Here is a 26,096-nt window from a genome sequence, read left to right as displayed (position 1 = left end):
ACCCGCCAGGGGGTACCGCGTGATCGCGAGGCCGCACGATCGTCGAGAGGATCGGGATGCTCGAGCGCACGGTCGTACTGGTCAACGGGCTGTCCGGGGCCGGCAAGTCCACGCTGGCCCGCCGGCTGGCCGAGGCCCTGCGCCTCCCGCTGTACGGCAAGGACGTGCTGAAGGAGACGCTCGCCGACCACCTCGGCGATCCGGCGTACGTCACCGACGGCCCGGCCGCGCGCCGGCTCGGCGCCGCTGCATCCGAGGCGATGTGGGCGCTGCTCGCGGACGCGTACGGTGGCGCGGTGGTGGAGAGCGTCTGGCTGGGCGTACGGGACCTGGCCGCCGCCGGCCTGGCCCGCGCCGGTGTGACCCGCCCGCTGGAGATCTGGTGTGACGTCCCGGTCGAGCTGGCCCGGCGCCGGGTGCTCGACCGGTCGCCGCGGCACCCGGTGCACGTCGGCGAGCCGCACGACGACGAGCGCTGGGCGTACTGGGCGCGTACCGCCCGGCCGCTCGCGCTCGGCCCCGTGCTGCGCGTCGACACCGCCCGACCGCCCGACCTGGCTCCCGTCCTCGCCTGGGTCCGCACCAACGGATGACGCACCGGCGCCGGGGGCGTTCGGGTCAGTGCGAGCCGCCGAGGGCGGCGGTGATCGTACGGGCGGTGCTGGACAGCTCGGCGAGCGCGTGGTGCCGCGCCGCGTCGGTGAAGCGGCCGCTCGGGCCGGAGATCGACAGGGCGGCGACGACCGTACCGGAGAAGTCGTGCACCGGGGCGGCGACCGCGCTGACGCCCGGTACCGACTCGTTGCTCGCGGTGGCGTAGCCGTCGGCGTGGATCCGGTCGAGCAGCGCGTCAAAGCCGTCGCGGTCGGCTGGGGTGGCGATCCGCCAGGCGTCGTCGCCGGCGTCGGCGAGCGCGTTCGCGCGCCCGCCGGCGTCCATCCCGGCGAGCAGCACCCGGCCGGGTGCCCCGGCCCAGATCGGGTACGGGTGTCCCAGTTCGGAGGTGGTGCGCAGTTCGGAGACGCTCTGCACCTCCTCGATGAACATCCGTTCGGTACCGAGGGAGACGCTGAGCCCGACGGTCTCACCGGTCAGGTCGCGCAGCCGGCGCATCGGGCCCACCGCGATCAGCCGCAGGTCGAGCCGCGCCTGGTACGCCGCGCCGAGGGCGAGGGTGCGCGGGCCCAGCCGGTACCGCCGGGTGGTCGGGTCCTGGCTGGCGAGGCGGCAGTCGTCGAGGGTCTTCAGCAGCCGGGCAACCGTGCTCTTCGGCAGCCCGACCTGGGCAGCCAGTTCCCGGACGCCGAGGCCGGCGTCGGCGGCGCGCAGCGCCTCCAGCAGTTCCACACCCCGGCGTAACGACTCGCTCACCCGACATCCTTTCGCGGTGGTGGGGCGCGGACCGAACCGGACCGATCTCTCGGCGGGGGTTGACGTGGGTCGACGCACGCGCGACTCTGTGCCGAGCCACTGTCCCGTTTCAAGAGTCAGTGTCCCGCTCAACGGGACAGTACCGCATCCGAACGCGGTAGCGCCAGCCCGGTGCCGCGCCCTCGAAGGGAGATCCACGATGCGTGGACGTGCAGCCGGCACGGGTTCGACCTCGATCCGGCAGATCGCCGTCGCCAGCCTGATCGGCACCGTCGTCGAGTGGTACGACTTCTTCCTGTACGCGACGATGGCCACGCTGGTGTTCAACAAGTCGTTCTTCCCGACCGGCAACGAGCTGCTGAGCACGCTGATCGCGTTCACCACGTTCGCCGCCGGTTTCGTCACCCGGCCGATCGGCGGGCTGATCTTCGGCCACTTCGGAGATCGCCTGGGCCGCAAGCAGATGCTCGTGATCACGATGATGATCATGGGCGGCGCGACCTTCCTGATGGGCCTGCTCCCCACGTACGGGCAGATCGGCGTCGCGGCCCCGATCCTGTTGCTGGTGCTGCGGATGCTGCAGGGCATCGGCCTGGGCGGCGAGTGGGGCGGCGCGATGCTGATGACCGCCGAGCACGCCCCGACGGGCCGGCGCGGCTGGTACACCAGCTGGCCGCAGCTCGGCGTACCGATCGGGCTGCTCGCCTCGACGCTCGTCGTCGACGTACTGGGCCGGTTCGGCCCGGCCGCGTTCGCGTCGTGGGGCTGGCGGATCGGGTTCCTGCTCAGCGCGCTGCTGGTGGGGATCGGGATGTTCATCCGGCTGCGGGTCAGCGAACCGCCCGCGTTCGCCGAGATCGTCCGGGCGAAACGGCAGGTGCGACTGCCGCTGGCGGACGTGTTCCGCCGGCACCCGAAGACGACGCTGCTCGCGGTCGGCGCCCGCTTCTCGGAGAGCCTGACGTTCAACATCTACAACGCGTTCATCATCACCTACCTCACCGTGGTACTCGGGCTGGACAAGTCGGTGGCGCTGAACGGGTTGCTGATCGCCGCGGTGGTCGGGTTCTTCGCGATCCTCGTCGCCGGCCGGATGTCGGACCGGATCGGCCGGCGGCCGGTGTTCATCGCCGGCGCGGCGATCGCCGCGGTGACCGCGTTCCCGTTGTTCGGCCTGATCGACACCGGCCGTACCGGCCTGATCTGGCTCGCGCTCGTCATCGGCTGGGGCGTCGCGGCGTGCACGATGTTCGGCGCGGAGGGCGCGCTGTTCGCCGAGCTCTACCCGACCCGGGTGCGCTACAGCGGCATCTCCATCGTCTACCAGATCGGCGTCCTGCCGTCCGGTGCGATCGCGCCGGCGGTGGCCACCGCGCTGGTCGCGCACTACAGCCACCGGTCCTGGCCGGTCGCGGCCTACGTCCTGATCGTCGGGGTGATCAGCGTCGTGTCGCTGGTGTTCCTGCCGGAGACGCACCGGCGCGACCTGCACGCCGCCGAGCCGTCCGCGGCACCGGTCCCGGACGCCACCCCGGCCTCCTGAACAGGCACCACCCCGGGACCGGTTCCGGGTGCACAGCGACACTGCCGAACGAGTACGAAGAAAGGCACCACATGCCCGCACAACCCGACGTCGTCCTGGTGCTCGCCGATGACATGGGCTTCTCCGACATCGGTTGCTACGGCGGCGAGGTCGCCACGCCGAACCTGGACCGGCTGGCCGCGTACGGGGTCCGGATGTCGCAGTTCTACAACACGGCGCGGTGCAGCCCGTCCCGGGCGTCGCTGATGACGGGGCTGCACCCGCACCAGACCGGGATCGGCATCCTCAACTACGACGACGCCCCCGACGGCTACCCGGGCACGCTGAACGACCGGTGCGTGACGATCGCCGAGGTGCTCGGGGCGGCGGGCTACGGCACGTACCTCAGCGGCAAGTGGCACATGTCCTCGGACCTGCACACACCCAACGACGCGTGGCCGACCCGGCGCGGCTTCGACGAGTTCTACGGGACGCTGGAGGGCGCCGGGAGCTACTACTCGACCCGAACGCTGACCCGCAACGAGACCAACATCGAGGCCGAGACCGCCGATCCGGATTTCTACTACACCGACGCGATCAGCGACAACGCCGTGCGGTTCGTCCGGGGGCACCACGCCGAGCGGGCCGACGACCCGCTGTTCCTCTACCTCGCCTACACCGCGCCGCACTGGCCGCTGCACGCCCGCGCGGAGGACGTGGCGCGCTACGCGGGCCGGTTCGACGAGGGCTGGGACGTGCTGCGCGGCCAGCGGATGCGACGGCTCACCGAGTCCGGCGTGCTGGACCGCGGCTGGGCGCTCAGCGACCGTGATCCGGCCGTACCGGCGTGGGAGGCCACCGCCGACCACGACTGGCAGGCGGCCCGGATGGCGGTGTACGCGGCCCAGATCGACCGGATGGACCAGGGCATCGGCCGGGTGCTCGACGCGCTGGAGGAGTCCGGGCGGCTGGCGAACACGCTGTTCGTGTTCCTGTCCGACAACGGCGGCTGCGCCGAGGAGATGCCGGTCGAGACCGTGCACGAGTTCATCACCGGGTTCGTGGCGTTCGACGAGACGACCCGCGCCGGTGAGCCGGTACGCCCCGGCAACACGCCGGCGATCACTCCCGGCGGCGAGGACACCTACGCCACCTACGGCCGGGAGTGGGCGAACCTGTCCAACACGCCGTTCCGCGAGTACAAGCACTGGGTGCACGAGGGTGGCATCTCGACGCCGTTGATCGCGCACTGGCCGGCCGGCCTGGGTACCGAGCCACGGATCGTGCACGCACCGCACCAGTTGCCGGACGTGCTGGCCACGGTGCTGGAGCTGACCGGTGCGAGCTACCCCGACCGGTACGAGGGGCGGGACGTGCTGCCGCCGGAGGGCATCAGCATGCTGCCCACCTGGCGCGGGGGGCAGCCGCCGGAGAGATCCCTGTACTGGGAGCACGAGGGCAACGCCGCGGTGCGCCGGGGCCGCTGGAAGCTGGTCCGCAAGTACCCGGGGGAGTGGGAGCTGTACGACATCGACGCGGACCGCACCGAGCTGCACGACCGCGCCGCCGAGTATCCCGACGTGGTCGCCGACCTCGCGGCGGACTACCAGCGCTGGGCGGACCGCTGTGGTGTGCTCCCGCGCGAGCAGGTCCTGGCGCTGTACGAGCGTCGCGGCCGCGCCCTGCCGCAGTGACCGGGGCTGCCGGGCCCGTGGGGGCCCGGCAGCCGGCCCCGGCGGGAGACTCAGGCGTCGGCCAGCTCACCGTGCGCGCGGTCCAACACGACGGCCAGGACGCGGCCGGCGGCGGCCAGGTCCTCGACGGGCAGGTCGCCCCAGAGCCGCTCGGTGATCGGGCCGATCGCGGCGCGAACCTGCGTGAAGCGCGCCCGCCCCTCGTCGGTGACCTGGATGCGGCCGTCGCCGCCGTCGCGCAGCAGGCCCGCGGCACTCAGCTCGCCGATCCGCTCGCGTACCGCCGCCGGGCTGAACCGGGTGGCGGCGCCGACCCGGCCGACGAGTTCGTCCCGGTCGAGGTCCCCGCCGCCGACGACGGCCAGCGTCAGGGTCACCCACTGCGGCTCGGTGACACCGGTACCGGCAAGCTGCCGCTCCAGGATCGCGTTGAGCGCCTTCTCGGTCTGGCCGATCAGCGCGGTACCGAAGGTGTTGCTCGCGATCGTCATCGTGACCTCTCAATCCGTATGTTCCTCTAACGTTCGTCTGGCTAACGTTTCTGACGGGAGTGAACCTATATCGTTAGTACGACTAACGCAAGCGGGTCGTGATCGGGGTCATGGTCGGCCGAGACGAGGCGGCGACGTGCCGACGGCGGCGTGATTCGTGCCGGTCTCAGCCCGGATCCGGGGCCCGGCCGTCCTTCCCCTCCGGTTCGGCGGAGGAGCCGTTGGCGCTCGGTACCGTGCCGCCGTCGATCGGCTCGTCCAGCCAGAGGAGTTCGTCGTGGCAGTCGACCAGCCGCTCGAAGGCGCGCCGGGCGGGCCGGAACTGGCTGACCGTGTGGTCGCGGTGGACCACGAGCGCCGAATCGGCGACCCGCAGTCCCCAGCCGGCGATCTCGGGCGAGCCGGTGTCGCTGTCGTCGGTGTAGTCGACCAGCAGGAACCGGCGCGGCAGCGCGGTGAGGTCCAGGCCGGGCACGAGGCTGGTCAGGTGATCGCGGAGCGCGGCGTCGAGGCCGCGGGGTGTGGTGGTCATGCCGAGGAGCCTGCCGGTCTTTCGGTACGGACGGTAGGCATCTAGGCTCAACGTGTGAACGGTACGAACGGGCAGGTTCCCGGTGAACCAGGTGCGGATCCGCACGAGCCGGGTGCGGCTCGACCCGAACCCGGCCGGCCGCCCAACGATCCCGGTGCGGACGTACCGCCGGGCGTGCGCGCGCTGTTGACCGGCCCGGACGCGCCCTCGGTGCCGGCGCTGTTCGCCGCCGAGCTGCGCCGGTACCGGATCGAGGCGCGGCTGACCCAGGACGAGCTGGCGCAGCGGGTGTACTGCTCGTCCGGCCTGGTCAGCATGATCGAGACCGGCCGCCGCTCACCCAACAAGGACTTCACCCGGCGTTGTGACGAGGTGTTGGGGACCGGTGGGGCGCTGATGCGGCTGTGGCCGCTGCTCACCCGCGAGGCGTACCCGTCGTGGTTCCGGCCGTTCGTGGAGATGGAGGCGACCGCGACGGCGATCCACGAGTTCGAGGTGCAGGCGGTGCCGGGGCTGCTGCAGACCGCCGACTACGCCCGTACCGTGATCGGCGCGAGCTGGCCGCCCAACAGCCCCGACGAGACCGACCGCCAGCTCGCCGCCCGCCTGGAACGCCAGGAGATCCTGGACCGCGAGTCCCCGCCGCTGCTCTGGGCCGTGCTGGACGAGGGCGTACTCCGCCGTCCCGTCGGCACCCCCGACGTGATGCGCACCCAGCTCGACCACCTGCTGGACATGGCTCAACGCCAACACATCCGCCTCCAGATCATGCCGTTCAATGCCGGCGTCCACGCCGCGATGGACGGCTCGTTCTTCGTGCTCGATCTGCCGAACCGTGAGCATGTCGTCTACGTGGAAGGGCCGGGCGCCGGTCGACTATTGATCGCACCCGATGTGGTGACACAATTGCGCCTGAGATTCGACGCGCTGCGTGGTTTGGCGCTGTCGCCCGCCGACTCGGCGGACATGATCGCGGCAACGTTGGGAGACCTGTGACCGACATCGATGGTCTGCTCTGGTGGAAGAGTAGCCGCAGCGGCAACCAAGGCGGGGCGTGCGTCGAGGTCGCTGCGAGCGGTGACGCCTGGTACGTCCGTGACAGCAAGGACCCCGCGGCCGGTCACCTCACGGTCGACGTCGCCTCGTGGCGGTCGTTCGTGGCGATGGTCAAGGACGACGCCCGGTGAGCGACGAGCTGCGCTGGTGGAAGAGTAGCCGCAGCGGCAACCAGGGCGGCAACTGCGTCGAGGTCGCCGCGAGCGGCGAGACCTGGTACGTCCGGGACAGCAAGAGCCCCGACGCCGGCCGCCTCGTCGTCGACCAGGTCGCGTGGCGGTCCTTCGTCGGGGCCGTCCGGCGTCGCACGCTCTGAACCCGCCGGGCCTCGACCGGCCCGGCGGACCTCGCGACCTCAGCCGACCCGGCGGACCTCCTGCGGCCAGCCGCACGCCTCCGCGATCTTGCCGGCCCACAGCCGGGCGGCCGCCTCGTCGGCCACGTCGACCACGGTGAGCCCGCCGAGGAACTCCTTGGTCTCGGTGTAGGGGCCGTCGGTGAAGGTCAGCGTGCCGCTGGTCGCGTCCGCGCTGAACGCCTTGCCGTGGTCCTCCTCCAGCCCGCCGGCGAAGACGTACGCACCGGCGGCCTTGATCTCCTCCACCACCGCCTTCGCGAGCGGTCCCCGGGCCGCGAACCACTCCTCGGGGTGGTCGCCCACCCACTGCTGGTTGAAGTAGATGATGTACTGCGCCACGTCGACTCCTTCCGCCGCGAGCCCACTGCCCGCGCCCACATACTCCACGAACGAGCCACGCCCGATCCGACACCGACGGCCGAGAGGTTCCCGGACCGCGGTACGCCAGGGGCACGCCGCTGGTAAGGCGGTCTTGCTGGGCGAATAGGATGTCGGACCATGGCGCGAGTGCTGACCCCGCAGGCGGAGGACTTTCCCCGCTGGTACCAGGACGTGATCAACAAGGCCGAGCTGGCCGACAACGGCCCGGTGCGCGGCACCATGGTGATCCGACCGACCGGGTACGCGATCTGGGAGCGGATCCAGTCGGAGATGGACGACCGGATCAAGCTGGCCGGCGCCCAGAACGCGTACTTCCCGCTGTTCATCCCGGAGAGCTACCTCAAGCGCGAGGCGCAGCACGTCGAGGGGTTCTCGCCGGAGCTCGCGGTGGTCACCCACGCCGGCGGCAAGGACCTGGACGAGCCGATCATCGTGCGGCCGACGTCCGAGACGATCATCGGCGAGTTCATGGCCAAGTGGGTGCAGTCCTACCGCGACCTGCCGCTGCTGCTCAACCAGTGGGCGAACGTGGTGCGCTGGGAGCTGCGCCCGCGCATCTTCCTGCGTACCAGCGAGTTCCTGTGGCAGGAGGGGCACACCGCGCACGCCAGCGAGGCCGACGCCCGGGCGTACGCGCGCCGCATCCTGCACGAGGCGTACCAGGACTTGATGGTCAACGTGCTGGCCATGCCGCTGGTCGTCGGTCGCAAGACGACCGCGGAGCGGTTCGCCGGCGCGACCAACACGTACACGCTGGAAGCGATGATGCGCGACGGCAAGGCCCTGCAGATGGGCACGTCGCACGAGTTGGGCCAGAACTTCGCCAAGGCGTTCGGGATCGAGTACACCTCGGACACCGGCGGCCGCGAGCACGCCTGGACGACGTCGTGGGGTAGCACCACGAGGATGATCGGCGGCATGATCATGTGCCACGGCGACGACAACGGGCTGCGCGTGCCGCCGCGGCTGGCGCCGATCCAGGCGCACGTGATGGTGGTCAAGTCCGGGGATGCGGTGCCGGAGACCGCGGCGAAGCTGCGGGACGCGCTACGCGACGCCGGGGTGCGGGTCGGGTTCGACGACCGTACCGACACGCCGTTCGGCCGGCGCGCCGTCGACGCCGAGCTGAAGGGGTACCCGATCCGGGTCGAGGTCGGCCCGCGGGACCTCGCGGCCGGCAACGTGGTCCTCGCCCGGCGCTCGACCGGTGGCAAGACGCCGGTACCGGTGGACAAGGCGGTGGACGAGATCCAGGCCGCGCTCGCCGCCGACCAGCAGGCGCTGTACGACCAGGCGCTCGCGTTCCGGGAGGCGCGCACCGTCGACGTGACCACCGCCGCCGACGCGGTGGAGGCCGCGGCGACCGGCTTCGCCCGGATCCCGTGGTCGACGCTGGGCACCGCCGGCGAGGCGGAGCTGAACAAGCAGGCGGTCACGGTGCGCTGCCTGGTCCGGGCCGACGGCTCGGTGCCCGACAGCGAGGACGAGCCCGACCTCACCGCCTACGTGGCCCGCTCGTACTGACCGGTCGATCAAGGCATCGCGGAGTTGATCAAGGGAGCGCGGAGCATCCTCCTCGGTCGAGGTGACCGCACCCCTTGATCAACGCCGTGGCGCGCCCGGACCGCGGGCGGCGCCGGGTTGCCGGCCGGCGGTGTCAGGTCTGCGGGTGGCAGGGGAGCTGGGTGCGCCACCACGGGGTCTCCACGAAGCCGCGGCGGATGGTGAGCAGCTCCATGCTGGCCCGCCAACCCTCCACACCGGACAGCGCGCCGAGGGTGTCGGTGGTGAACCGGAACAGGTCGCGTTCCGAGGGCAGGATCAGCTCGCACATCAGGCAGTTCGCCGACAGCATCGCCGCCACGTAGCGCACTCCGCGGTGGGTGGCGAGCTCCCTGGCCACCTCGTCCAGCCGGGACGGCGCGACGGTGACGTCGAGCAGCACCTCGGACTCGAAGCCGAGCGCGGCCGACGGTACGAGGGTGGTAACGGTCAGGCAGCCCCGGTCGCGCATCGCCTCGAACCGCCGCCGCACGGTGGACTCGTTGATCGACAACCGCCCGGCGACGGTACGGAAGCTGTCCCGGGCGTGCGCGCGCAGCTCGGCGATGATGGCGCGGTCGGTGGCGTCGAAGTGCTCCGGCGCGCACTCGTGCGGCTCCGGGCCGGCGTCGACATCCCCGCCGCGGTACCAGTCGTGCGCCACCTTGTAGGTGTGCAGCCGCAGGTCGGTCTCGCACCGGGCGATGCCGTCGATGGTCTGGATCTCCTCGACCACCCGGGCGGCGACCGAGTCGGCGCGCGGCACGTTGATCTCGGCGATGATGTCGTACGCGCCGCTGACCAGCGCGAGGAACCGCACGTCGGCACGGTCGGCGAGCTGCGCGCAGACCCGCGCCTGCCGGCCGGGGGAGCAGGTGATGCGTAGCACGAACAGGTCGGCCGGCCCGGCATGCTGGGTGTCCGGGACGGCGGCGACCCGGACGATGCCGTCGCGCAGCAGCTGCTGGCCGCGCCGGGACACCGCCGACAGCGAGCTGCCGCAGGCCGCGGCGATGTCGGTCCAGCTGGCCCGGCCGTCGTCCTGCAACGCGACGACGATCTGCCGGCTCAGCTCGTCCAGCGCCGGAGCGTTCATCCGCGGCCCGTCTCGACGCGGCCGGGGCGCGGCTGTCGCCGGCCGGGGCGGGGCTGCCGCCGGCGGCGCTCGTACCGGTCAGCGCGCATCGGCGCCGACCTCGTGCAGGAACTCACGCACCACCCGCCGCCACTCGTCGGCCTCCTCGATCTGCGGTGAATGACCGGACTTCTCGAACACCACGAGCCGGGAGTCCGGAATCAGCGACACTATCGTCTCACTGCACTCCACCGGGGTGATCCAGTCGTCGCGCCCCACCGTGACCAGGGTCGGGCAGGTGATCGCCGGCAGCTGCGCCTTGATGTCGTAGTGCGGCTGGTTGTGCGCGAAGGCGTAGTTGTGGGTGGCGTAGCGGTACGGTGTCGCCGCCACCTTCGCCTCGACCGCGGCCGGGTCGTACACGTGGTCGTACAGCGGGAGGATCTCGCGCCAGCAGTCGCGCAGGTCGTCGTCGTCGCGCACCTGGCCGGTGTTGATCCGGTCCAGCTTCGCCATGTCGATGGTCACCCGGGTGGACGCGGCGGCGTTGCGCCGCGCCGCGTCGTCGTTGGAGTGGTCGGGTGAGGTGTCGCGCAGCACCAGCGCGGACACCCGGTCGGGGTGCCGGATCGCGTACTCCATCGAGATGAACCCGCCGTAGGAGCCGCCGGCCATCACGAACCGCTCCACCCCGGCCCACTGCCGCAGCCCCTCGACGTCGGCGGCCCACTGCTCGTGCGTGTACGGCTCGTTGCCGCCGGACTCGCCGGATCCGCGGGCGTCGAACACGATCACCCGGAACGTGTCGGCGAACGGCCCGAACGTGGCCCGCGGTTCGGCCCGCGACCCGAGGCCCGGCGCGCCGTGGTGGGCGATCAGTACCGGGGCGTCGTCGTCGCCGAACACCTCGACGGCGAGCTCGTTGTCGTTGATCGTCAGCCGCATGGGCAGCACCTTTCCGTTGCGCTACAGGGAGATGACGAGGTCGTCGAGTCCGCGCGGGTAGCTCGTCAGCCGGCGCGAACCGGTCTCGGTGACGAGCATCGAGTCGGAGATCCGGTAGCCGGCGTGCTCGGGGACGTAGAGGCCCGGCTCGTTGGACACGATCATGTTCGCGGCCAGTACGGTGTCGTCGCCGTCGGCGAGCCACGGTGGCTCGTGCATGCCCAGGCCGATCCCGTGGCCCTGCCGGTGCCGCAGGTACCCGCCGAACCCGGCGTCGACGATCACCTGCAGGCACTGCCGGTTGACCTCGCTGCACACCGCGCCGGGGCGGATCGCGTCGGCGCCGACCTGCTGCGCCTCGCGTACCGCGTCGTGGTACCGGCGCTGCTGCGCCGACGGCTCGCCGAGCACGAACGTGCGCTCGCCCTCCACGTACCGGCCGCCGACGGCGCAGCCCAGCGACAGCATGAACGTGTCGCCGGCGCGCAACCGGTACCCGGACGGCAGTGCGTGCGGGTGGGCCGAGTTGGCGCCGGCGTACACCAGGCCGCCGGCGAGCAGCCCGACCACCACCACGTCGGTGTGCTCGGCGTACATGATGCCGGTGCCGACGCCGCCGACGTGCGCGGCGAGTTCGGCCTCGCTGGGCAGGTCGGTGCCGGCGCGAAGCGCCTGCTCGATCAGCTCGCGGCCGGCGACCAGCATCCGGTCGGTGATCCGGGCCGCGTCGGCGTGCAGCGCGATCTCGGCCGGGTACTTGATCTGCCGCATCGTGTCGACCAGCGGCGTGACCGACAGCGTCGCCGCGGGGAACGCGGCGGCCAGCGCGTCCCGGCGGGCCAGCGTCATGCTGCCCGGTACGCCGATGCGGGCGCGCCGGTTCGTGCCCGGCAGGTACGACAGCGGCGGCCGCAGCCCCGGGTACTCGGGGAACGCGACGAGCTCCGCCGCCGCGCGCTGGGCCTGCGCGTGCTCTCGTTCCAGCTCCGGCAGTACCAGTACGGTGCGGTCGGCGTCGAGCAGGACCGCGACCGGCCGCTCGCCCGGGTGGTGGAAGAACCCGGTCAGGTAGGCGACGTCGTCCGGGTCGTCGGTGCACAGCGCGTCGAGGCCGGCGCCGGCCAGCCGGTCGCGTACCGCGGACTGCACGGTGCGGTAGTGCTCGGCCGGCAGCCGTTGGCTCAGCGAAGCCATCCCAGATTCCTCCACAGTGGACATTCAGCGGCCTTGGTTGCGCGGGTTGCGGGCGTCGTTGTAGGCGATCGACATCAGCGTCGCCGACACCACCAGGGCGAGGATCGCCAGCGACGGGAACAGCGTCGTCCACCAGGCGCTGGACATCGCACCGGACTGCTGCGCCTCGTACAGGATCCGGCCCCAGGACCAGGACTGCGCGTCGGACAAGCCGAGGAACGCCAGCCCGGCGGCGGACAGCACCGCCCGGGAGGCCGTCAGTACGACCGACACGACGATCACCGGTGCGGTCGCCGGCAGCAGGTGCTTGCGGATGATCCAGCGGTGGCTACCGCCGATCACCCGCGCCGCGTCCATGTACGGCAACCCCACCACCGACAGCGCCGCCGAGCGCACCACCCGGGTCACCTCCGGCCAGCTGAACGCGGCGATCACCGCCACGGTCACCGGCAGGCTCGGCCCGGCCAGCGCCGCGATCAGGATCATCAGCGGCAACACCGGCAGCGACAGCATCAGGTCGACCAGCGTGCCGACCGCGGTGTCCAGCCGCCGGAAGTACGCCCCGACCACCGCCACCAGCACGCCGAGCGCGATCGCCAGCGCCGACGAGCAGACGGCCACCAGCATGCTGGCCCGGGTGCCCCAGACGACCTCGGCGAAGATGTCCCGGCCCAGGTTGTCGGTGCCGAACCAGTGCGCCGCCGACGGCGCCTGCAACACGTCCGGCCCGTACCCGCTGGGTTCGGCGGTGATCAGCGGCGCGCACAGCCCGACGAGGATCAGGACCGCGACGACGACCACCGCCGGCAGCCCCAAGGGGTTGCGGCGAAACGCCCGCCAGGTGCGCCGGGCCGAACTCTCCGCGACGGCCACCGGCTCCAGCACCGCGGCCGGGGCGTCGGTACGCGCCTGTGCAGTCATCGGGTCCTCACTCTCGGATCCAGCACCCCGTACAGCAGGTCGGTGAGCATGCTCGCCACCACCACGGTCGCGGCGAGCAGCACGAACGCGCCCTGCAACACCGGGTAGTCCAGCTGGGTGACGGCCTCGTAGATGCCGCGGCCGATGCCCGGGTAGGCGAAGATCGTCTCGGTCAGCACGGCGCCGCCGACCAGGAAGCCGAGCTGCAACCCGACCAGCGTGGTCGTCGGCAGCAGCGCGTTGCGCAGCGCGTGCTTCCACACCACCGCGCGGTTCGGCAGGCCCTTGGCCCGGGCCAGCTCGCAGTAGTCCTCGCCGAGCGCGTCGATCAGGCTGGCCCGCAGCGTCAGCACGTACGAGCCGATCTGCAGCAGCATCAGCGACAGGCACGGCAGCACCAGGTGCGCGAGCACGTTGCCGTACCAGCCGGCGCCGGCCGCGTCGGGGGAGTACGCGCCGCCGATCGGCAGCCACCGCAACCACAGCCCGAAGAAGAACAGCAGGAAGATGCCGACGCTGGGCACGAACAGCGACTGGCCGACGACGCCGCCCAGCTGCACCAGGCGATCCACCACGGTGCCGCGGCGGGTCGCGGCGAGCACGCCCAGCGGTACCCCGACCGCGATCGTCACCGCCAGCGCCGAGCCGGTCAGCAGCAGCGTCCACGGCAGCCGCGCGAGCAGCACCGACGACACCGGTACCTGCTGGGTGAACGAGATGCCGAGGTTGCCGTGCAGCAGCTGCCACAGGTACTTGCCGTACTGCACGATCAACGGCTGGTCCAGCCCGTACTGGTGCAGCAGCAGCGCCTGGTCGTGCTTGGTCATGTTGGGGTTCGCCACCGCCAGCGCGGGGTTGCCGGGCAGTAGCCGCAGCAGCAGAAACGTTGCGGTGACGGCGAACCAGAGGGTGAGCAGGCCGCGCGCCACGCGGCGGCCGGCGAATCTCAGTGCGGTGCTCATGGCCACGTCCTCATCAACTGCGGGTCCGGACCCGGGCGAGCGACGCCGGATCGACCACGGTGAGCAGCTCGCTGGGCTTCGCGACGAACCCGGTCCACTCGGTGCGGTGCGCGACGTAGAAGTTCTGCATGTAGACGACGTTGTCGTACACGTTGTCCCGGACCAGGTGCGCCGCCTTCGCGACCAGCTCGCGCTGCTCGTCGGGGGTGGCGACCTGCGCGTCGGTGATCAGCTTCGACAGCGCCGGGTCGTCGACCTTGCTGTAGTTGATCGCGCCGCCGGGCAGGTAGGTCAGCGCCATGTTGGTGACCGGGTCGTCCATGATGGCGAAGTTGCCGGCGTAGATGTCGTAGTCGCCGGCGTCGGTCTTGGCCAGGTAGGTGTTGCGGTCCATGCCCTGCAACGTGATGGTGATGCCGGCCTTCGCCGCGTCGGAGGCGACCATGCTGGCCCACTGCGCGGTGACCGCGTCCTGCAGCGAGTAGATCATCCGCAGCGACAGGCCGAACCGGCCCCGCGCGTCCGCGTGGTACCCGGCCTGCCGCAGCAGCCGCCGCGCGTGCGCCGGGTCGTGCCGGTACTCGGTCATGCTCGGATCGGCGTAGGCGGTCAACACCGGCGCGATCGGGCTGGAGTGCGTGGACACCGCCTGGCCCTGCAGGACGACCCGGCGGATCGCCGCGTAGTCGACCGCGTGCGCGAGCGCCTGCCGTACCGCGAGCTTGTCCAGCGGCTTGTGCTTCATGTTGTACGCCAGGTGCGCGTAACCCAGCCCCGGCACCTTGCGCACGGTGATGCCGGTGGTGTGCCGCAGCACGTCCACCTGCGCCGGTGGCAGCGTGTTCGCGATCAGGTCGACCTCACCGCTGCGCAGCGCCAGGATCTCGGTGTTGATGTCCGGGTACACCCGGAACACCACCCGGGCCAGGCTCGGCTTCCCGCCCGGCGCCCAGGGGTACGGCTCGGTGCGCTCCAGCGTGTACGCCTGGCCCTTCGCCGCCGACACCAGCGTGTACGGCCCGCAGCCGACCCAGTCGCCGGTGTTGGCGAACGTCGCCACGTTGGAGACCTTGCCGAACACGTGCGCCGGTACCACGTTCATCCAGAACCCGACCTCGCGCAGGACCGTCTGGTCCGGCTTGGACAGGTGCAGCAGGACCTCGGTGGCCGACGCCGCGCTCGCCCTCGCCACGTTGGTCAGCTGCCCGAAGGTGGTGTTGCCGGCGGGCTTGTCGCGCTTGATCGCGTTGATGGTGAACGCGACGTCGGCGGCGGTCACCGGCTTCCCGTCGCTCCAGCGCACGTCGTCGCGGATCCGGTAGTACCCGGTCTTCGGGTCGTGGTAGCCGTACCTGACGGCGAGCCACGGCTGCTTGTTGCCGGCCTCGTCGATGGTCAGCAGCCGCGGGTACATCAGGTCGGTGATCCAGTAGTCGGTGCGGCTGTTGCCGACCAGCGGGTTGAAGTTGACCACGTCGGTGGTGGTCGCGACGGTCAGGGTGGCGCCGGCCGCCCGCGAGCCCGGGCGCGGGCTCGGCGCGCAGCCGGCCAGTACCCCACCGACCGCCGGCGCACCGACCGCGGTGGCGGCGAGCGCCGCGAACGACCGGCGGCGCATCAGACCCAGACCTCGTCGAGCACACGCAGGATGTTGCCGCCGACGACCTTGCGGATCTCGTCGTCGGAGTACTCGTGCGCGACCAGCCAGCCGATGATGTTGGTGAAGCACTCGGCCGGGTTCTCCAACCCGTCCACGTACTCGACCTTCGGGTAGTCGACGTGCCCGTGCGCCTGCGCGATCGACAGGTTCTTCGCGAACGCGTCGTGCAGCCCGACGTGGTCGCCGAACAGCGTGTCCGGCCCGAACGCCACGTGGTCGATGCCGACCACGTCCACCAGGTGGGTGAAGTGGTCCATCACCGACTCCAGCGAGTGCTTCGGGTGCGCCTCGGACAGGCTGGTGTGCGGCGCGGCCTCCAGCCCGAGCACGCCGCCGCGCTCGGCGCAGGCGGCGATCAGCGCGTCCGGCTTCATCCGGTTGGTCGGCCACACCTCGCGCGAGCCGCAGTGCGTGATGAACACCGGCTTGGTCGAGGTCTGGATGACCTCCAGCGCGGTGCGGTCGCCGGAGTGCGAGATGTCGATCGCCACGCCCAGCTTGTTCATCCGCTTCACGGCGCGCTCACCGAAGTACGTCAGGCCACCGTCGCCGCGCTCCTTGAGCCCGGACCCCAGCGTGTTGGCCTCCGAGTACGCGATGCCGATCTGCCGCACGCCGAAGCCGTAGAGCACGTCGAGGCGGTCCACCTCGTTCTCGATCATGGTGGCGGCTTCCAGCCCGAACACGTGCGCGAGCCGGCCGGTGGCGTGCGCGTGGCGGATGTCGGCCACGGTCTCGGCCTTCACCACGAAGTCCTGGTGCGCCAGGTCGGCCATCCGCACCCCGAGGTCGAACAGCACGTCGGAGTACTTCCAGCCGGCGTCGGAGGAGATGCAGCAGGTGCCGTCCATGCCGTTGTCGAACACGGCGGTCATGCCGGAGCGGGCGAGGCCCTCGTACCCGGTGGGTTCGCGGCCCTGCCGGATGTGCTCGCGCAGCTCGCCCATGTCCTCCGGGAAGACCTGGACGTGGTCGTGCAGCGAGATGACGATCTCGTCGCGCAGCAGCCGTTCGGCCCGCTTCGCCTGGTCGTCGGACAGCGACAGCCCGGCGTACTCCGGTACCCGGCCGATCTGCTTCGCGTACCGGAACGCGCGGTAGTCGACGTCCGGCTCCAGGTAGTCCCAGGCGGTGTAGCCGGTGTAGCGGGCGGCCGGTTCGAGCATGGCGTTCCCTTCTTCGCGGTCGGTGCGTGCCGGTACCGCCGCGGTTGTCGTCGGCGACCCGGACGACTCAAGGGTTGCCAATCTGCGGCGCAGAAGTCAAGATGGCGGCAAGAATCAGGCAACAGATCATTGATCGAAGTCATTGTCGGGCACGATGCCGATGTCGGCGATCGCGCCGACGGATCGAACGGAGGTGGCCGTGGCGGCTGCACCCACCCTGCGGGTCCGGGACCTGTCCGTCAGCTTCGGCCACGACGGCGAGATCCCGGCCGTCCGCGGCGTCGACCTGGACGTGCACCGCGGGCAACTCGTCGCCCTGCTCGGCGAGTCCGGCTCCGGCAAGTCGGTCACCGCCCGGGCGATCCTCGGCCTCTCCGACGCCCAGGTCAGCGCCGGCGAACTGCGGCTGGGCGACCTCGACCTCACCGCACTCACCGAGGCGCAGCGCCGCGACGTGCGCGGCAGCCGGATCAGCCTGGTGTTCCAGGACGCACTCTCCGCACTCAACCCGGTACTGACCATCGGCGACCAGCTGGGCGAGCTGTTTCGCCGGCACCGCGGCCTGTCCCGGCGCGCCGCCCGGGCCAAGGCGGTCGAGCTGCTGCGCACGGTCGGCATCCCCGGCCCGGAGCAGCGGGTACGCGCCTACCCGCACCAGTTCTCCGGCGGGATGCGGCAGCGGATCCTGATCGCGATGGCGATCGCGCTGGAACCCGACCTGCTCATCGCCGACGAACCGACCACCGCGCTCGACGTCACCGTGCAGGCGCAGATCCTCGACCTGCTCGACCGGCTGCGGGCCGAACGCGACATGGCGGTACTGCTGATCACCCACGACCTCGCCGTGGTCAGCGAGGTCGCCGACCACATCGCGGTGATGTACGCGGGCCGGATCGTCGAGACCGGCCCGACCAAGGAGCTGCTCGGCCACCCCGCGCACCCCTACACCGAGGCGCTGCTTCGCTCGGTACCCCGGCCGGATGCCGCGGGCGGCCGCCTCTACGCCATCCCCGGCACCCCGCCGGGGCCGGCCCGGCGGCCACCCGGCTGCCCGTTTCACCCGCGCTGCGCCTGGGCCGTCGACGCCTGTACCACGCAGCGACCCGAACTGTCCACTGTGGATGCCGGTCGGCAGGTCGCCTGCCACCGCGCGACGGAGGTGCTGCATGCCGCCGGATGACACGATCCTCGTCGCCACCGAGCTGCGGCGTACCTTCCGCGCCGGGCTCGGCCGCGGCCGGGTCAGCGCCGTCGACGGGGTCAGCCTGTCCGTCGCCGCCGGCGAGTCGCTCGGCATCGTCGGCGAGTCCGGCTGTGGCAAGTCGACCCTGGCCCGGATGCTCGTCGGCCTGGAACACCCCGACTCCGGCAGCATAACCGTGGCCGGCCGCGACCTGGCCACCGCGCGCGGCCGGCACCGCCGGGACCTGCGCCGGAAGATCCAGATGGTGTTCCAGGACCCGTACACCTCGCTGGATCCGCGGCTGACCGTCGGCGACATCGTGGCCGAGCCGCTGACCGTGCACCGTACCGTCGACCGCGCCGGCCGGGCCGACCGGGTGGTCGAACTGCTGGAGCTGGTCGGGCTGCCGGCCGACGTGGTGTCCCGCTACCCGCACCAGTTCTCCGGCGGGCAGCGGCAACGCATCGGCATCGCCCGCGCGCTCGCCCTCGAACCCTCCGTACTGGTCTGCGACGAACCGGTGTCCGCCCTCGACATGTCCGTCCAGGCACAGGTGGTCAACCTGCTCCGGGACCTGCAACAGCGCACCGGCGTCGCGCTCGTGTTCATCGCGCACGACCTGTCGGTGGTCCGGCATGTCTGCGACCGGGTCGCGGTGATGTACCTCGGCCGGCTTGCCGAGTCCGGCGACACCGACGCGGTGTACGACGCGCCGGCCCACCCGTACACCCAGGCGCTGCTCGCAGCCGCGCCGGTGATCGGCCGGCGGCGTACCGCCCGGCCGCCCGCCGGCGAGCCACCCAGCCCGATCGCGCCGCCGCCCGGCTGCCGCTTCCACCCCCGCTGTCCGCTCGCCGCCGGCCCCTGCGACACCGACCGGCCCGACCTGCGTACCGTCCCGGTCGAGCTGACACCCCCGCGGTCGACCGCCGGCTCGCACCTGCCCGCCCGCTCCGACCCCGCCCGCTCCGACCCCGCCGGCACAGACGCCGCCGGCCCGGATGAAGCTCGCCATCGGGTCGCCTGCCACCACGCCGAGCAGGCGCTCGCCGCTCCCGCCGGCTGAACCGCCGCGACCCGGCCCGGCGTCGCTGCTGGCAGGATGGTGGGGTGGCGGACGGGTTCTCGGCGGGACGGATCGTGCACTACCGCTCGTACTTCGGGCGTGAGCTGCAGCTCGTCGCGCCGGCGCGGGTGGTGCGGCACGACGACGCCGGCCTGCTGCTCTGGCTCGACCACGCCGCACCGAGCTGGCTCGCGGTGCTGCCGGGCCACGGGCACCCGCGCGACGTGCCGCCGGACGAGTGGCCCGCCGGCGGCTGGCCGCTGGTACCGGTGCCGCTGCCCTTACCGCAGTCGACCCTGATCCTGGTTCCGCCGGACGCCGGGTACGCGGTGTGGTGGCTGTGGCGGCCGGACGGGCCGATCCGCCCCGACCGGTTCGCCGGCTGGTACGTCAACCTGGAGCGGCACGCGCTCTGGGACGACGGCGAGCACGCCGGCGTCGACTCCCTCGACCAGGAACTCGACGGACTGGTCGACCCGGACCGCCGCTGGCACTGGAAGGACGAGGACTCGTTCGCCGCCAAGACCGGGCAGCCGCGGTACTGGTCGGCCGCCGACGCGGTGGCGATCCGGGCGGCGGGGGAGTCGGCCCGCGCGCTCGCCGCCGCCGGGGCGTTCCCGTTCGACGGCACCGGCCGCGACTTCCTCCCGGACCCGTCGTGGCCGCAGCCGTCCCGCCCGGTACCGGCGGGCTGGCGCCGCCCGCCCGCGCTCACCGAACTCTGACCCTCGGCCCTGCCGCCGCCAACCATGTCCCGCCGCTGTCGATCAAGGCCCGGCGGTGTCGATCAAGGGCCGCGGGTGTCGATCAAGAGCCGGCGGTGTCGATCAAGGGCCGCGGGTGTCGATCAAGGCCCGGTGGTGTCGATCAAGGGATCGTGACGCCGGCTCCTGGACAAACGTGACCCGTTCCCTTGATCAACGATCTGGGTGCCGGGTGCCGGGTGCCGGGTGCCGGGGGCCGGGGCCCGGGGGTGGGGGTGCGGGCCCGGGGGTGGGGCGGGGCGGGCAGGCTGCGGGGATGACGACGATGCTGAACCGCGGGGACGTGCTGGTCGAGCGGATCTACTTCGGCGGTGCGCTGTGCCAGGTGGTCCCGGCTCGGGTACTGCGGCACGACGCCGACGAACTGGTGGTCTGGGTGGCCGGTGGCACCCCGGTGCTGCGCCGGCGGGGCCGGTCCGGGCGTGCCCTGCGCGACGTGCCGAGGGCCGAGTGGCCGAGCGAGCTGACGCCGGCGGAGTGGACCGGTTCCGGCGTGGTCCGCCGCTACCTGCCCGGCGTCGACCATTCGGTGTGGTGGTTCTTCGCCGATGCCGGGCCGAGCGGCCCGGACAGCTTCGAGGGCTGGTACGTCAACCTGGAGCGGCACCGGCTGTGGTCGGACGGTACCGGGGCCGGCATCGACGTGGTGGACCAGGAACTCGACGGCTGGGTGACGCCGGACCACGCCTGGCACTGGAAGGACGAGGAGTCGTTCGCCGCCAAGATCGGCGACCCCGGCTTCTTCGACGCGGCGGAGGCAGCCCTCGTGCGCGCCGAGGGGGAGCGGGTGCGGCCGGTCGCCGAGCGGGCCGAATTCCCGTTCGACGGTACCTGGTGCGACTTCCGTCCCGATCCGTCCTGGCCGCTGCCCCCGCGGCCGGGTACCGCGACGGCCGGGCGACCACCCGCCCTGCGCGTCGGCGCCGAGGGGGCGCCGGCGGACGACGCGGGGGAGCGGCAGGACGGGGTACCGGTGCCCGATTGAGGGCGTGTCGTCGAGGCCACGGCGGGTCTGGCAGAATGGACCGCTGAACCGGCGCGCGACCGGCGCCCTCTACCCGGTGCGTCGCCAGTCAACACGCCAGCACGGATCCGTCGTCGTCGACCATGCCCCACGTGGTCGTCGCGTCGCGGCCCGCGCGGCATTTCGACACAGGAGCGAACACAACCGTGGCAGTACGCATCCGGCTCAAGCGGCTGGGGAAGATCCGCAACCCGCAGTACCGCATCGTGGTGGCCGACGCCCGCACCAAGCGCGACGGCCGCGTCATCGAGGAGGTCGGCAAGTACCACCCGAAGGAGGACCCCTCGTACATCGAGGTCAACTCCGACCGGGTGCAGTACTGGCTGTCCGTCGGTGCGCAGCCGAGCGAGCCCGTGCAGGCGATCCTGTCCCGCACCGGTGACTGGCAGAAGTTCAAGGGCCAGCCGGCCCCGGAGCCGCTGAAGATGCCGGCGCCGAAGCAGGACCGGCAGGCGCGGTACGAGGCGGAGGCCAAGGCGGCCGCCGGCGTCGACACGCCGGGCAAGCCCGAGGCCAAGACCGAGAAGAAGAAGCCGGCCAAGAAGGCCGAGGAGCCGGCCAAGAAGGCCGACGCGACGGCCGACAGTGCGCCGGCGGCGACCGACGGGAAGGCGGCCGGTGCCGATGCCGGCGCGGAATCCTGAGGTGCTCCGCCCGGCCCTCGACCATCTGGTTCGCGGGATCGTGGAACACCCCGACGACGTGCGGGTCCGCATGGTCAACTCGCGCCGCGGCAAGCGGCTCGAGGTCCGGGTCCACCCGGACGACCTGGGCACCGTGATCGGCCGGGGTGGCCGTACGGCCAAGGCGCTGCGCCAGGTGGTCGGGTCGGTGGGCGGTCGCGGTATTCGAGTCGAGATCATCGACAGTTACTGACGTGCAGCTGACCGTGGGACGCATCGTCCGTCCGCACGGCGTCCGGGGCGAGGTCCTGGTCGACGTGCGGACCGACGACCCGGAGATCCGTTTCGCCACCGGCGCGGTGCTGTCCACCGCGCCGGTCGGCGTCGGACGGCTGACCGTGGAGTACGCGCGGGGGCGCACGGTGGCGGCCGGCCGGGTCCGGTTGATCGTGGCGTTCGCCGAGATCGCCGACCGCAACCAGGCCGAGGACATGCGCGGTACCGAGCTGTCCGTCGACGCCGCCGAGCTGGTCGACCCGGAGGACCCGGACGAGTTCCACGACCAGCAGCTGGTCGGGCTGACCGCCGTGGACGCCGACGGTGCGACGCTCGGCGAGGTGGTGCGCGTCGACCATCTGCCCGCCTCCGATCTGCTCGCGGTGCGTCGGCCGGACGGGCACGAGGCGCTGGTGCCGTTCGTCACCGCGCTGGTCCCGGAGGTGCGGTTGGCCGCCGGCCAGGTGGTGCTGACCCCACCCGACGGCCTGCTCGACCTGTGACGGCCGCCCGGTCGGATGAGGCTGAATCGTGCGTATCGACGTCCTGACGATCTTTCCCGACTACCTCGCGCCGCTGTCCCTGTCGCTGATCGGCCGGGCCCGCGAGCGCGGGCTGCTCGACGTGTCGGTGCACGACCTGCGGCGCTGGACGTCCGACGTGCACCGCACCGTGGACGACACCCCGTACGGCGGTGGGCCGGGCATGGTGATGCGGCCCGAACCGTGGGGCCTCGCGTTCGACGAGCTGGTACCGGCCGACGCCGCGCCACCGCGGCTGGTAGTCCCGAGCCCGGCCGGGGTACCGCTGACCCAGGCGCTGGCCGCCGAGCTCGCCGCCGAGTCGTGGCTGCTGTTCGGCTGCGGCCGGTACGAGGGGATCGACCAGCGGGTACTCGACGACGCCGCGGACCGGATGCCGGTGACCGAGGTCTCGCTCGGCGACGTGGTGCTGTTCGGCGGCGAGGTGGCGGTGCTCGCCGTGGTCGAGGCGGTCGCCCGGCTGCTGCCCGGCGTGCTTGGCAACGCCGAGTCGCTCACCGAGGAGTCGCACACCGGCGGCCTGCTGGAAGCCCCGATGTACACCAAACCGCCGGTCTGGCGGGATCGCCCGGTGCCGGACGTGTTGCGCTCCGGTGATCACGGCCGGATCGCCCGGTGGCGGCGTGATCAGGCCCTCGTCCGTACCGCGAGGCGCCGCCCCGATCTGCTCGCCGCATTGCCACCCGGTACGCTGGACGCGACGGACCAGCTTGCGCTCGCCGAGGGTGGATATCCACCCGAGTCGGAGAGTGTGGCAGAGTAGTGGGGTTGCCGCAGGCGCCAGATCGCCTCTTCGACTCTGGTACGGCCCGCAACCCAAAGAAGTTTCCACCCGGCGCTCACGCGCGCCCTTGAGTTTGAGGAAGCAGTCGCGATGAACACGCTGGACACTCTCGATGCCCAGTCTCAGCGGGTAGACGTTCCGGACTTCCGCCCCGGTGACACCGTCAAGGTCTCGGTCCGGGTCGTTGAGGGCACCCGGTCCCGCGTCCAGGTCTTCCAGGGCGTGGTGATCCGCCGGCAGGGCGCCGGGCTGCGCGAGACCTTCACCGTCCGCAAGGTCAGCTTCGGCGTCGGGGTCGAGCGCACCTTCCCGGTGAACACGCCGGTGATCGACAAGATCGAGCTGGTCAGCCGCGGCGCCGTGCGTCGCGCGAAGCTCTACTACCTGCGCAACCTGCGCGGCAAGGCCGCGAAGATCAAGGAGAAGCGCGAGCCCAGCGCCAGCTGACGCCGCGTTCGGACGCCGGGCAGCAGCCAACAGGCCGCCGCCCGGCGTCGTCGTACCCGCCGCCTGAGCCGTCTCGGCATCGACGATGATCGTGGCGTCGTAGGCTGCGGCAGTGACCGGAACCCATGAACGGCACCGGACCGCGCCCGCACCACGGCCCCGGCAGCACGGCTCGCTCTGGCGCGAACTGCCGGTGCTGATCGTGATCGCGGTGCTGGTCGCGGTGACGATCCGGGTGTTCGTCCTGCAGACGTTCTGGATCCCGTCCGGGTCGATGGAGCACACCCTCGACATCAACGACCGGGTGCTCGTCAACAAGATCAGCCTGGACTTCCGCTCGCCGCACCGCGGCGAGGTGATCGTCTTCCGCTCACCGGTGTCGTGGCGCACCGACCCGGCCGAGAAGGACTTCATCAAGCGGGTCATCGCCCTCGGCGGCGACCACATCACCTGCTGCGACCGGGCCGGACGGATCAGCGTCAACGGCCACGCCCTTGACGAGACGTCGTACCTGTACCGCGGCGCGGACGGGGAGCAGGAGCCGCCGTCCGACGGCAGGTTCGACGTCCGGGTACCCGACGGCCGGATCTGGGTGATGGGCGACCACCGGCTGGAGTCCGGCGACTCGCGGGAGCACTACCTGCAGACCCGTGATCCGAACGAGGCCACCATCCCGGCCAGTTCGGTGATCGGCGACGCGTTCGCGATCTACTGGCCGCCCAGCCGGATGCGCTTCCTCGGCGTACCGCGCACCTTCGACAGGGTGCCGGACCCGTGAGGCGGCCCGGTGGCGGCTGCCGCCGTTCCGGCGCCGCGCCGTAGGCTGGGAGGCCGGTACGAGCCGACGGCCACGAGTGGCGTAGCGTGGCGCGCTCGTCCGCGTCGCTCCACGGAGGTAGCCGGCAGATGCTCGCGCCACAGCGCACCGTGATCCGTCGCGGATCCGGCATGTACGGGCTGGAACAGGCGCTGCGCCGCCGTGGTTTCCGCCGCATCGCCGGCGCCGACGAGGCGGGCCGGGGCGCCTGCGCGGGTCCGCTCGTGGTCGCCGCGGCGGTGCTGCCGGCCGGCAAGCGTGGCGAGATTCCGGGGCTCGCCGACTCGAAGCTGCTCACCGCCGCCGCCCGTGAACGGGTGTACGACGAGGTCGTCGCGCGGGCCGAGGCGTACGAGATCGTCGTGATCGGCCCGACCGAGGTCGACGTCCGCGGCCTGCACGTGTGCAACGTGGCCGGGATGCGTCGCGCGTTCGCCCGGCTGGCGCCGGCGCCGGACTACGTGCTCACCGACGGGTTCCCGGTCGACGGGGTCGGGGTGCCGGGCCTCGCGGTCTGGAAGGGCGACCGGGTCGCCGCTTGCGTCGCGGCGGCGAGCGTGCTGGCCAAGGTGACCAGGGACCGGATGATGACCGAGCTGGCGCAGCGGTGGCCGCAGTACGGCTTCGCCGAGCACAAGGGCTACGTCACGCCGGTGCACTCGGCGGCACTCGAACAGCACGGCCCCTGCCCCGAGCACCGCTTCTCGTACGTGAACGTCGCGGCCGTGGCGGATCGGGCCGACCCCGCGGTCCGGCGGCTGCGACCCGCCCTACCGGCGTCGACGCTTTTGCTGGCAGATGCCGGCGAGGCATGATCTGCTCGGGGCGTCGGCGCGTCCCCGCGGCGACCGGCTCGCCGGCGTAGGCGACAATATCGGCATGGAGGACGCGACGAGATGAGCGCCGAGGATCTCGAGAAGTACGAGACGGAGATGGAGCTGCAGCTCTATCGCGAGTACCGCGACATCGTCCGCCAGTTCTCCTATGTCGTGGAGACCGAGCGCCGGTTCTACCTGGCCAACGCGGTCGACCTGGCGGTGCGCAACACCGACGGCGAGGTTTACTTCGAGGTCGAGATGACCGACGCCTGGGTCTGGGACATGTACCGGCCGGCGCGGTTCGTCAAGCACGTGCGGGTGATGACGTTCAAGGACGTCAACATCGAAGAGCTCGACAAGCCGGACATTTCGCTGCCGGACGACGCGAGCTTCGGGACCTGATCGGCGACCCGAACCCGCTGACCTGCCTCATGTCGGTTCCGGCCCGCCGGCCGATCCGGTCTTTCCCGGCGCCCGGCGGACCGTCGGCGACCCGGCGCGATCGGAAGGGATGATCCGCTCGCCGTCGGGTATGCCCACGGCATGGACGAACCACGCGAGACGCCGTACGACAGCGACCCGCCGGGTGAGGCGGACATGCCGCCCGACACCGGTCCGAACCCGCCGGCGATGCCCGGCACCTCGGAGGGGCAGCGGCCGGTCCAGGGCATCTACCGCCCCGACGTCGGGCCTGGCGGCCGCGACATCGACACCGGTGAGCGTCCGCTGCCGGGCCGCGGCCGCATCTCTCGCGGCGGCGACGCCAGCGGCGCGCCCGGACCCCGGCAGCCGGCGCCGCCGCACGAAGGTACCGACCCGGACTCCCAGGCCTGAACCCTACGCACCGGCGCCGGTGCCAGCGCGCACGCCTGTGCGCCGGTG

31 protein-coding genes are annotated in these 26,096 nt (G+C 71.9%); 20 read left to right on the top strand and 11 right to left on the bottom strand.

The window, feature by feature from the left end:
* The first annotated feature begins 56 nt into the window (after nucleotides 1-56).
* On the top strand, nucleotides 57-593 hold the full coding sequence (locus tag Asera_RS25950; protein ID WP_051802678.1) for a P-loop nucleotide/nucleoside kinase family protein: 537 nt from the start codon (nucleotides 57-59) through the stop codon (nucleotides 591-593).
* 25 nt (nucleotides 594-618) lie between these two features.
* Here the strand turns inward: Asera_RS25950 and Asera_RS25945 are convergent, their stop codons facing one another.
* The gene (locus Asera_RS25945; protein ID WP_169745882.1) at nucleotides 619-1,371 is read right to left on the bottom strand and encodes an IclR family transcriptional regulator; all 753 of its coding nucleotides are present in this window, start codon (nucleotides 1,369-1,371) and stop codon (nucleotides 619-621) included.
* A gap of 199 nt (nucleotides 1,372-1,570) precedes the next feature.
* On the opposite strand from Asera_RS25945, the gene Asera_RS25940 reads away from it, so the two are divergent.
* Both Asera_RS25940 and Asera_RS25935 read left to right on the top strand, forming a co-directional pair.
* Nucleotides 1,571-2,914, top strand: coding sequence for an MFS transporter (locus Asera_RS25940; protein WP_030448106.1), 1,344 nt, complete (start codon nucleotides 1,571-1,573; stop codon nucleotides 2,912-2,914).
* Between the two features lie 71 nt (nucleotides 2,915-2,985).
* Nucleotides 2,986-4,587 carry an arylsulfatase gene (locus Asera_RS25935; RefSeq protein ID WP_030448105.1) on the top strand — a complete coding sequence of 534 codons (1,602 nt, stop codon included), beginning with the start codon at nucleotides 2,986-2,988 and terminating at the stop codon, nucleotides 4,585-4,587.
* Nucleotides 4,588-4,637: 50 nt separating this feature from the next.
* Here Asera_RS25935 and Asera_RS25930 read toward each other — a convergent pair whose 3' ends face one another.
* Both Asera_RS25930 and Asera_RS25925 read right to left on the bottom strand, forming a co-directional pair.
* A complete protein-coding gene (locus Asera_RS25930; protein ID WP_030448104.1) occupies nucleotides 4,638-5,078 on the bottom strand; it encodes a MarR family winged helix-turn-helix transcriptional regulator in 441 nt (146 codons plus the stop codon).
* Between the two features lie 166 nt (nucleotides 5,079-5,244).
* Nucleotides 5,245-5,610, bottom strand: a complete 366-nt coding sequence (locus Asera_RS25925) for a hypothetical protein (RefSeq protein ID WP_030448103.1) — start codon at nucleotides 5,608-5,610, stop codon at nucleotides 5,245-5,247.
* Nucleotides 5,611-5,664: 54 nt separating this feature from the next.
* On the opposite strand from Asera_RS25925, the gene Asera_RS25920 reads away from it, so the two are divergent.
* Genes Asera_RS25920 through Asera_RS25910 form a run of 3 tightly spaced genes read left to right on the top strand, consistent with a single transcriptional unit; the run spans nucleotide 5,665 to nucleotide 6,982 of the window.
* Complete coding sequence (locus Asera_RS25920; RefSeq protein WP_211255688.1) at nucleotides 5,665-6,606, top strand: helix-turn-helix domain-containing protein; 942 nt, start codon at nucleotides 5,665-5,667, stop codon at nucleotides 6,604-6,606.
* Nucleotides 6,603-6,797 carry a DUF397 domain-containing protein gene (locus Asera_RS25915; RefSeq protein WP_030448101.1) on the top strand — a complete coding sequence of 65 codons (195 nt, stop codon included), beginning with the start codon at nucleotides 6,603-6,605 and terminating at the stop codon, nucleotides 6,795-6,797. The genes Asera_RS25920 and Asera_RS25915 overlap by 4 nt, the downstream gene beginning before the upstream one ends.
* Entirely contained in the window at nucleotides 6,794-6,982 is a 189-nt protein-coding gene (locus Asera_RS25910) for a DUF397 domain-containing protein (RefSeq protein WP_030448100.1), read from the top strand. The genes Asera_RS25915 and Asera_RS25910 overlap by 4 nt, the downstream gene beginning before the upstream one ends.
* 39 nt (nucleotides 6,983-7,021) lie before the next feature.
* Here the strand turns inward: Asera_RS25910 and Asera_RS25905 are convergent, their stop codons facing one another.
* Nucleotides 7,022-7,363, bottom strand: a complete 342-nt coding sequence (locus tag Asera_RS25905; RefSeq protein WP_030448099.1) for a YciI family protein — start codon at nucleotides 7,361-7,363, stop codon at nucleotides 7,022-7,024.
* Between the two features lie 159 nt (nucleotides 7,364-7,522).
* Here Asera_RS25905 and proS point away from each other — a divergent pair, with 159 nt between their 5' ends.
* Nucleotides 7,523-8,929 (top strand): proline--tRNA ligase, encoded by a 1,407-nt coding sequence (gene proS / locus Asera_RS25900; protein WP_030448098.1) that lies wholly within the window; start codon nucleotides 7,523-7,525, stop codon nucleotides 8,927-8,929.
* 133 nt (nucleotides 8,930-9,062) lie between these two features.
* On the opposite strand, the gene Asera_RS25895 is transcribed toward proS, so the two are convergent.
* The 7 genes from Asera_RS25895 to Asera_RS25865 form a co-directional block, all read right to left on the bottom strand.
* Nucleotides 9,063-10,043, bottom strand: a complete 981-nt coding sequence (locus Asera_RS25895) for an Lrp/AsnC family transcriptional regulator (RefSeq protein ID WP_030448097.1) — start codon at nucleotides 10,041-10,043, stop codon at nucleotides 9,063-9,065.
* A 78-nt stretch (nucleotides 10,044-10,121) separates the two neighbouring features.
* Nucleotides 10,122-10,967, bottom strand: coding sequence for an alpha/beta fold hydrolase (locus tag Asera_RS25890; RefSeq protein WP_030448096.1), 846 nt, complete (start codon nucleotides 10,965-10,967; stop codon nucleotides 10,122-10,124).
* A 21-nt stretch (nucleotides 10,968-10,988) separates the two neighbouring features.
* Nucleotides 10,989-12,161, bottom strand: coding sequence for a M24 family metallopeptidase (locus Asera_RS25885; RefSeq protein ID WP_030448095.1), 1,173 nt, complete (start codon nucleotides 12,159-12,161; stop codon nucleotides 10,989-10,991).
* A 24-nt stretch (nucleotides 12,162-12,185) separates the two neighbouring features.
* Nucleotides 12,186-13,082: an ABC transporter permease gene (locus Asera_RS25880; protein ID WP_030448094.1), complete on the bottom strand. Its 897-nt coding sequence runs from the start codon at nucleotides 13,080-13,082 to the stop codon at nucleotides 12,186-12,188.
* Nucleotides 13,079-14,044: an ABC transporter permease gene (locus Asera_RS25875; protein WP_030448093.1), complete on the bottom strand. Its 966-nt coding sequence runs from the start codon at nucleotides 14,042-14,044 to the stop codon at nucleotides 13,079-13,081. The genes Asera_RS25880 and Asera_RS25875 overlap by 4 nt, the downstream gene beginning before the upstream one ends.
* Nucleotides 14,045-14,057: 13 nt before the next feature.
* Nucleotides 14,058-15,662 (bottom strand): ABC transporter substrate-binding protein, encoded by a 1,605-nt coding sequence (locus Asera_RS25870; RefSeq protein ID WP_030448092.1) that lies wholly within the window; start codon nucleotides 15,660-15,662, stop codon nucleotides 14,058-14,060.
* On the bottom strand, nucleotides 15,662-16,870 hold the full coding sequence (locus Asera_RS25865; RefSeq protein ID WP_030448091.1) for a dipeptidase: 1,209 nt from the start codon (nucleotides 16,868-16,870) through the stop codon (nucleotides 15,662-15,664). Before Asera_RS25865 ends, Asera_RS25870 begins: the two co-directional genes overlap by 1 nt.
* A gap of 154 nt (nucleotides 16,871-17,024) precedes the next feature.
* On the opposite strand from Asera_RS25865, the gene Asera_RS25860 reads away from it, so the two are divergent.
* The 13 genes from Asera_RS25860 to Asera_RS25800 all read left to right on the top strand — a co-directional run bounded on the left by Asera_RS25860 (nucleotide 17,025) and on the right by Asera_RS25800 (nucleotide 26,048).
* A complete protein-coding gene (locus Asera_RS25860; protein ID WP_425305957.1) occupies nucleotides 17,025-18,050 on the top strand; it encodes an ABC transporter ATP-binding protein in 1,026 nt (341 codons plus the stop codon).
* On the top strand, nucleotides 18,037-19,119 hold the full coding sequence (locus tag Asera_RS25855) for an ABC transporter ATP-binding protein (protein WP_084132281.1): 1,083 nt from the start codon (nucleotides 18,037-18,039) through the stop codon (nucleotides 19,117-19,119). Before Asera_RS25860 ends, Asera_RS25855 begins: the two co-directional genes overlap by 14 nt.
* 44 nt (nucleotides 19,120-19,163) lie before the next feature.
* Entirely contained in the window at nucleotides 19,164-19,844 is a 681-nt protein-coding gene (locus tag Asera_RS25850; RefSeq protein ID WP_030448088.1) for a ribonuclease FAU-1 family protein, read from the top strand.
* 295 nt (nucleotides 19,845-20,139) lie between these two features.
* Nucleotides 20,140-20,868, top strand: coding sequence for a ribonuclease FAU-1 family protein (locus tag Asera_RS25845; protein ID WP_244844022.1), 729 nt, complete (start codon nucleotides 20,140-20,142; stop codon nucleotides 20,866-20,868).
* 185 nt (nucleotides 20,869-21,053) lie between these two features.
* On the top strand, nucleotides 21,054-21,551 hold the full coding sequence (gene rpsP, locus Asera_RS25840) for a 30S ribosomal protein S16 (protein ID WP_030446475.1): 498 nt from the start codon (nucleotides 21,054-21,056) through the stop codon (nucleotides 21,549-21,551).
* Nucleotides 21,532-21,783, top strand: coding sequence for an RNA-binding protein (locus Asera_RS25835; protein ID WP_030446474.1), 252 nt, complete (start codon nucleotides 21,532-21,534; stop codon nucleotides 21,781-21,783). The genes rpsP and Asera_RS25835 overlap by 20 nt, the downstream gene beginning before the upstream one ends.
* 1 nt (nucleotide 21,784) lies before the next feature.
* Entirely contained in the window at nucleotides 21,785-22,309 is a 525-nt protein-coding gene (gene rimM, locus Asera_RS25830) for a ribosome maturation factor RimM (RefSeq protein WP_030446473.1), read from the top strand.
* Nucleotides 22,310-22,337: 28 nt separating this feature from the next.
* On the top strand, nucleotides 22,338-23,111 hold the full coding sequence (gene trmD / locus Asera_RS25825) for a tRNA (guanosine(37)-N1)-methyltransferase TrmD (RefSeq protein ID WP_030446472.1): 774 nt from the start codon (nucleotides 22,338-22,340) through the stop codon (nucleotides 23,109-23,111).
* A gap of 111 nt (nucleotides 23,112-23,222) precedes the next feature.
* Complete coding sequence (gene rplS / locus Asera_RS25820) at nucleotides 23,223-23,579, top strand: 50S ribosomal protein L19 (RefSeq protein WP_030446471.1); 357 nt, start codon at nucleotides 23,223-23,225, stop codon at nucleotides 23,577-23,579.
* 112 nt (nucleotides 23,580-23,691) lie between these two features.
* On the top strand, nucleotides 23,692-24,357 hold the full coding sequence (lepB, locus tag Asera_RS25815; RefSeq protein WP_030446470.1) for a signal peptidase I: 666 nt from the start codon (nucleotides 23,692-23,694) through the stop codon (nucleotides 24,355-24,357).
* A gap of 128 nt (nucleotides 24,358-24,485) precedes the next feature.
* Complete coding sequence (locus tag Asera_RS25810) at nucleotides 24,486-25,211, top strand: ribonuclease HII (protein WP_030446469.1); 726 nt, start codon at nucleotides 24,486-24,488, stop codon at nucleotides 25,209-25,211.
* 81 nt (nucleotides 25,212-25,292) lie between these two features.
* The gene (locus tag Asera_RS25805; RefSeq protein WP_030446468.1) at nucleotides 25,293-25,616 is read left to right on the top strand and encodes a DUF2469 domain-containing protein; all 324 of its coding nucleotides are present in this window, start codon (nucleotides 25,293-25,295) and stop codon (nucleotides 25,614-25,616) included.
* A gap of 141 nt (nucleotides 25,617-25,757) precedes the next feature.
* Complete coding sequence (locus Asera_RS25800; protein WP_030446467.1) at nucleotides 25,758-26,048, top strand: hypothetical protein; 291 nt, start codon at nucleotides 25,758-25,760, stop codon at nucleotides 26,046-26,048.
* The last annotated feature ends 48 nt before the right edge of the window (nucleotides 26,049-26,096 follow it).

This window comes from Actinocatenispora sera (assembly GCF_018324685.1).
Taxonomy (GTDB): Bacteria; Actinomycetota; Actinomycetes; order Mycobacteriales; family Micromonosporaceae; genus Actinocatenispora; species Actinocatenispora sera.
This window is presented reverse-complemented; position numbering and strand designations above follow the sequence as displayed.

Bases quoted from the DNA above. Each gene is read 5' to 3' on its own strand.
- Asera_RS25935 (WP_030448105.1), top strand. From the start codon at position 2,986: ATGCCCGCACAACCCGACGTCGTCCTGGTGCTCGCCGATGACATGGGC.
- Asera_RS25930 (WP_030448104.1), bottom strand. From the start codon at position 5,078: ATGACGATCGCGAGCAACACCTTCGGTACCGCGCTGATCGGCCAGACC.
- Asera_RS25885 (WP_030448095.1), bottom strand. From the start codon at position 12,161: ATGGCTTCGCTGAGCCAACGGCTGCCGGCCGAGCACTACCGCACCGTG.
- Asera_RS25860 (WP_425305957.1), top strand. From the start codon at position 17,025: ATGCCGATGTCGGCGATCGCGCCGACGGATCGAACGGAGGTGGCCGTG.
- rplS (WP_030446471.1), top strand. From the start codon at position 23,223: ATGAACACGCTGGACACTCTCGATGCCCAGTCTCAGCGGGTAGACGTT.
- Asera_RS25925 (WP_030448103.1), bottom strand. From the start codon at position 5,610: ATGACCACCACACCCCGCGGCCTCGACGCCGCGCTCCGCGATCACCTG.
- Asera_RS25950 (WP_051802678.1), top strand. From the start codon at position 57: ATGCTCGAGCGCACGGTCGTACTGGTCAACGGGCTGTCCGGGGCCGGC.
- Asera_RS25855 (WP_084132281.1), top strand. From the start codon at position 18,037: ATGCCGCCGGATGACACGATCCTCGTCGCCACCGAGCTGCGGCGTACC.
- Asera_RS25870 (WP_030448092.1), bottom strand. From the start codon at position 15,662: ATGCGCCGCCGGTCGTTCGCGGCGCTCGCCGCCACCGCGGTCGGTGCG.
- Asera_RS25875 (WP_030448093.1), bottom strand. From the start codon at position 14,044: ATGAGCACCGCACTGAGATTCGCCGGCCGCCGCGTGGCGCGCGGCCTG.
- Asera_RS25895 (WP_030448097.1), bottom strand. From the start codon at position 10,043: ATGAACGCTCCGGCGCTGGACGAGCTGAGCCGGCAGATCGTCGTCGCG.
- Asera_RS25810 (WP_030446469.1), top strand. From the start codon at position 24,486: ATGCTCGCGCCACAGCGCACCGTGATCCGTCGCGGATCCGGCATGTAC.
- Asera_RS25865 (WP_030448091.1), bottom strand. From the start codon at position 16,870: ATGCTCGAACCGGCCGCCCGCTACACCGGCTACACCGCCTGGGACTAC.
- Asera_RS25845 (WP_244844022.1), top strand. From the start codon at position 20,140: ATGACGACGATGCTGAACCGCGGGGACGTGCTGGTCGAGCGGATCTAC.
- Asera_RS25835 (WP_030446474.1), top strand. From the start codon at position 21,532: ATGCCGGCGCGGAATCCTGAGGTGCTCCGCCCGGCCCTCGACCATCTG.
- Asera_RS25800 (WP_030446467.1), top strand. From the start codon at position 25,758: ATGGACGAACCACGCGAGACGCCGTACGACAGCGACCCGCCGGGTGAG.
- proS (WP_030448098.1), top strand. From the start codon at position 7,523: ATGGCGCGAGTGCTGACCCCGCAGGCGGAGGACTTTCCCCGCTGGTAC.
- Asera_RS25890 (WP_030448096.1), bottom strand. From the start codon at position 10,967: ATGCGGCTGACGATCAACGACAACGAGCTCGCCGTCGAGGTGTTCGGC.
- Asera_RS25940 (WP_030448106.1), top strand. From the start codon at position 1,571: ATGCGTGGACGTGCAGCCGGCACGGGTTCGACCTCGATCCGGCAGATC.
- Asera_RS25880 (WP_030448094.1), bottom strand. From the start codon at position 13,082: ATGACTGCACAGGCGCGTACCGACGCCCCGGCCGCGGTGCTGGAGCCG.
- Asera_RS25805 (WP_030446468.1), top strand. From the start codon at position 25,293: ATGAGCGCCGAGGATCTCGAGAAGTACGAGACGGAGATGGAGCTGCAG.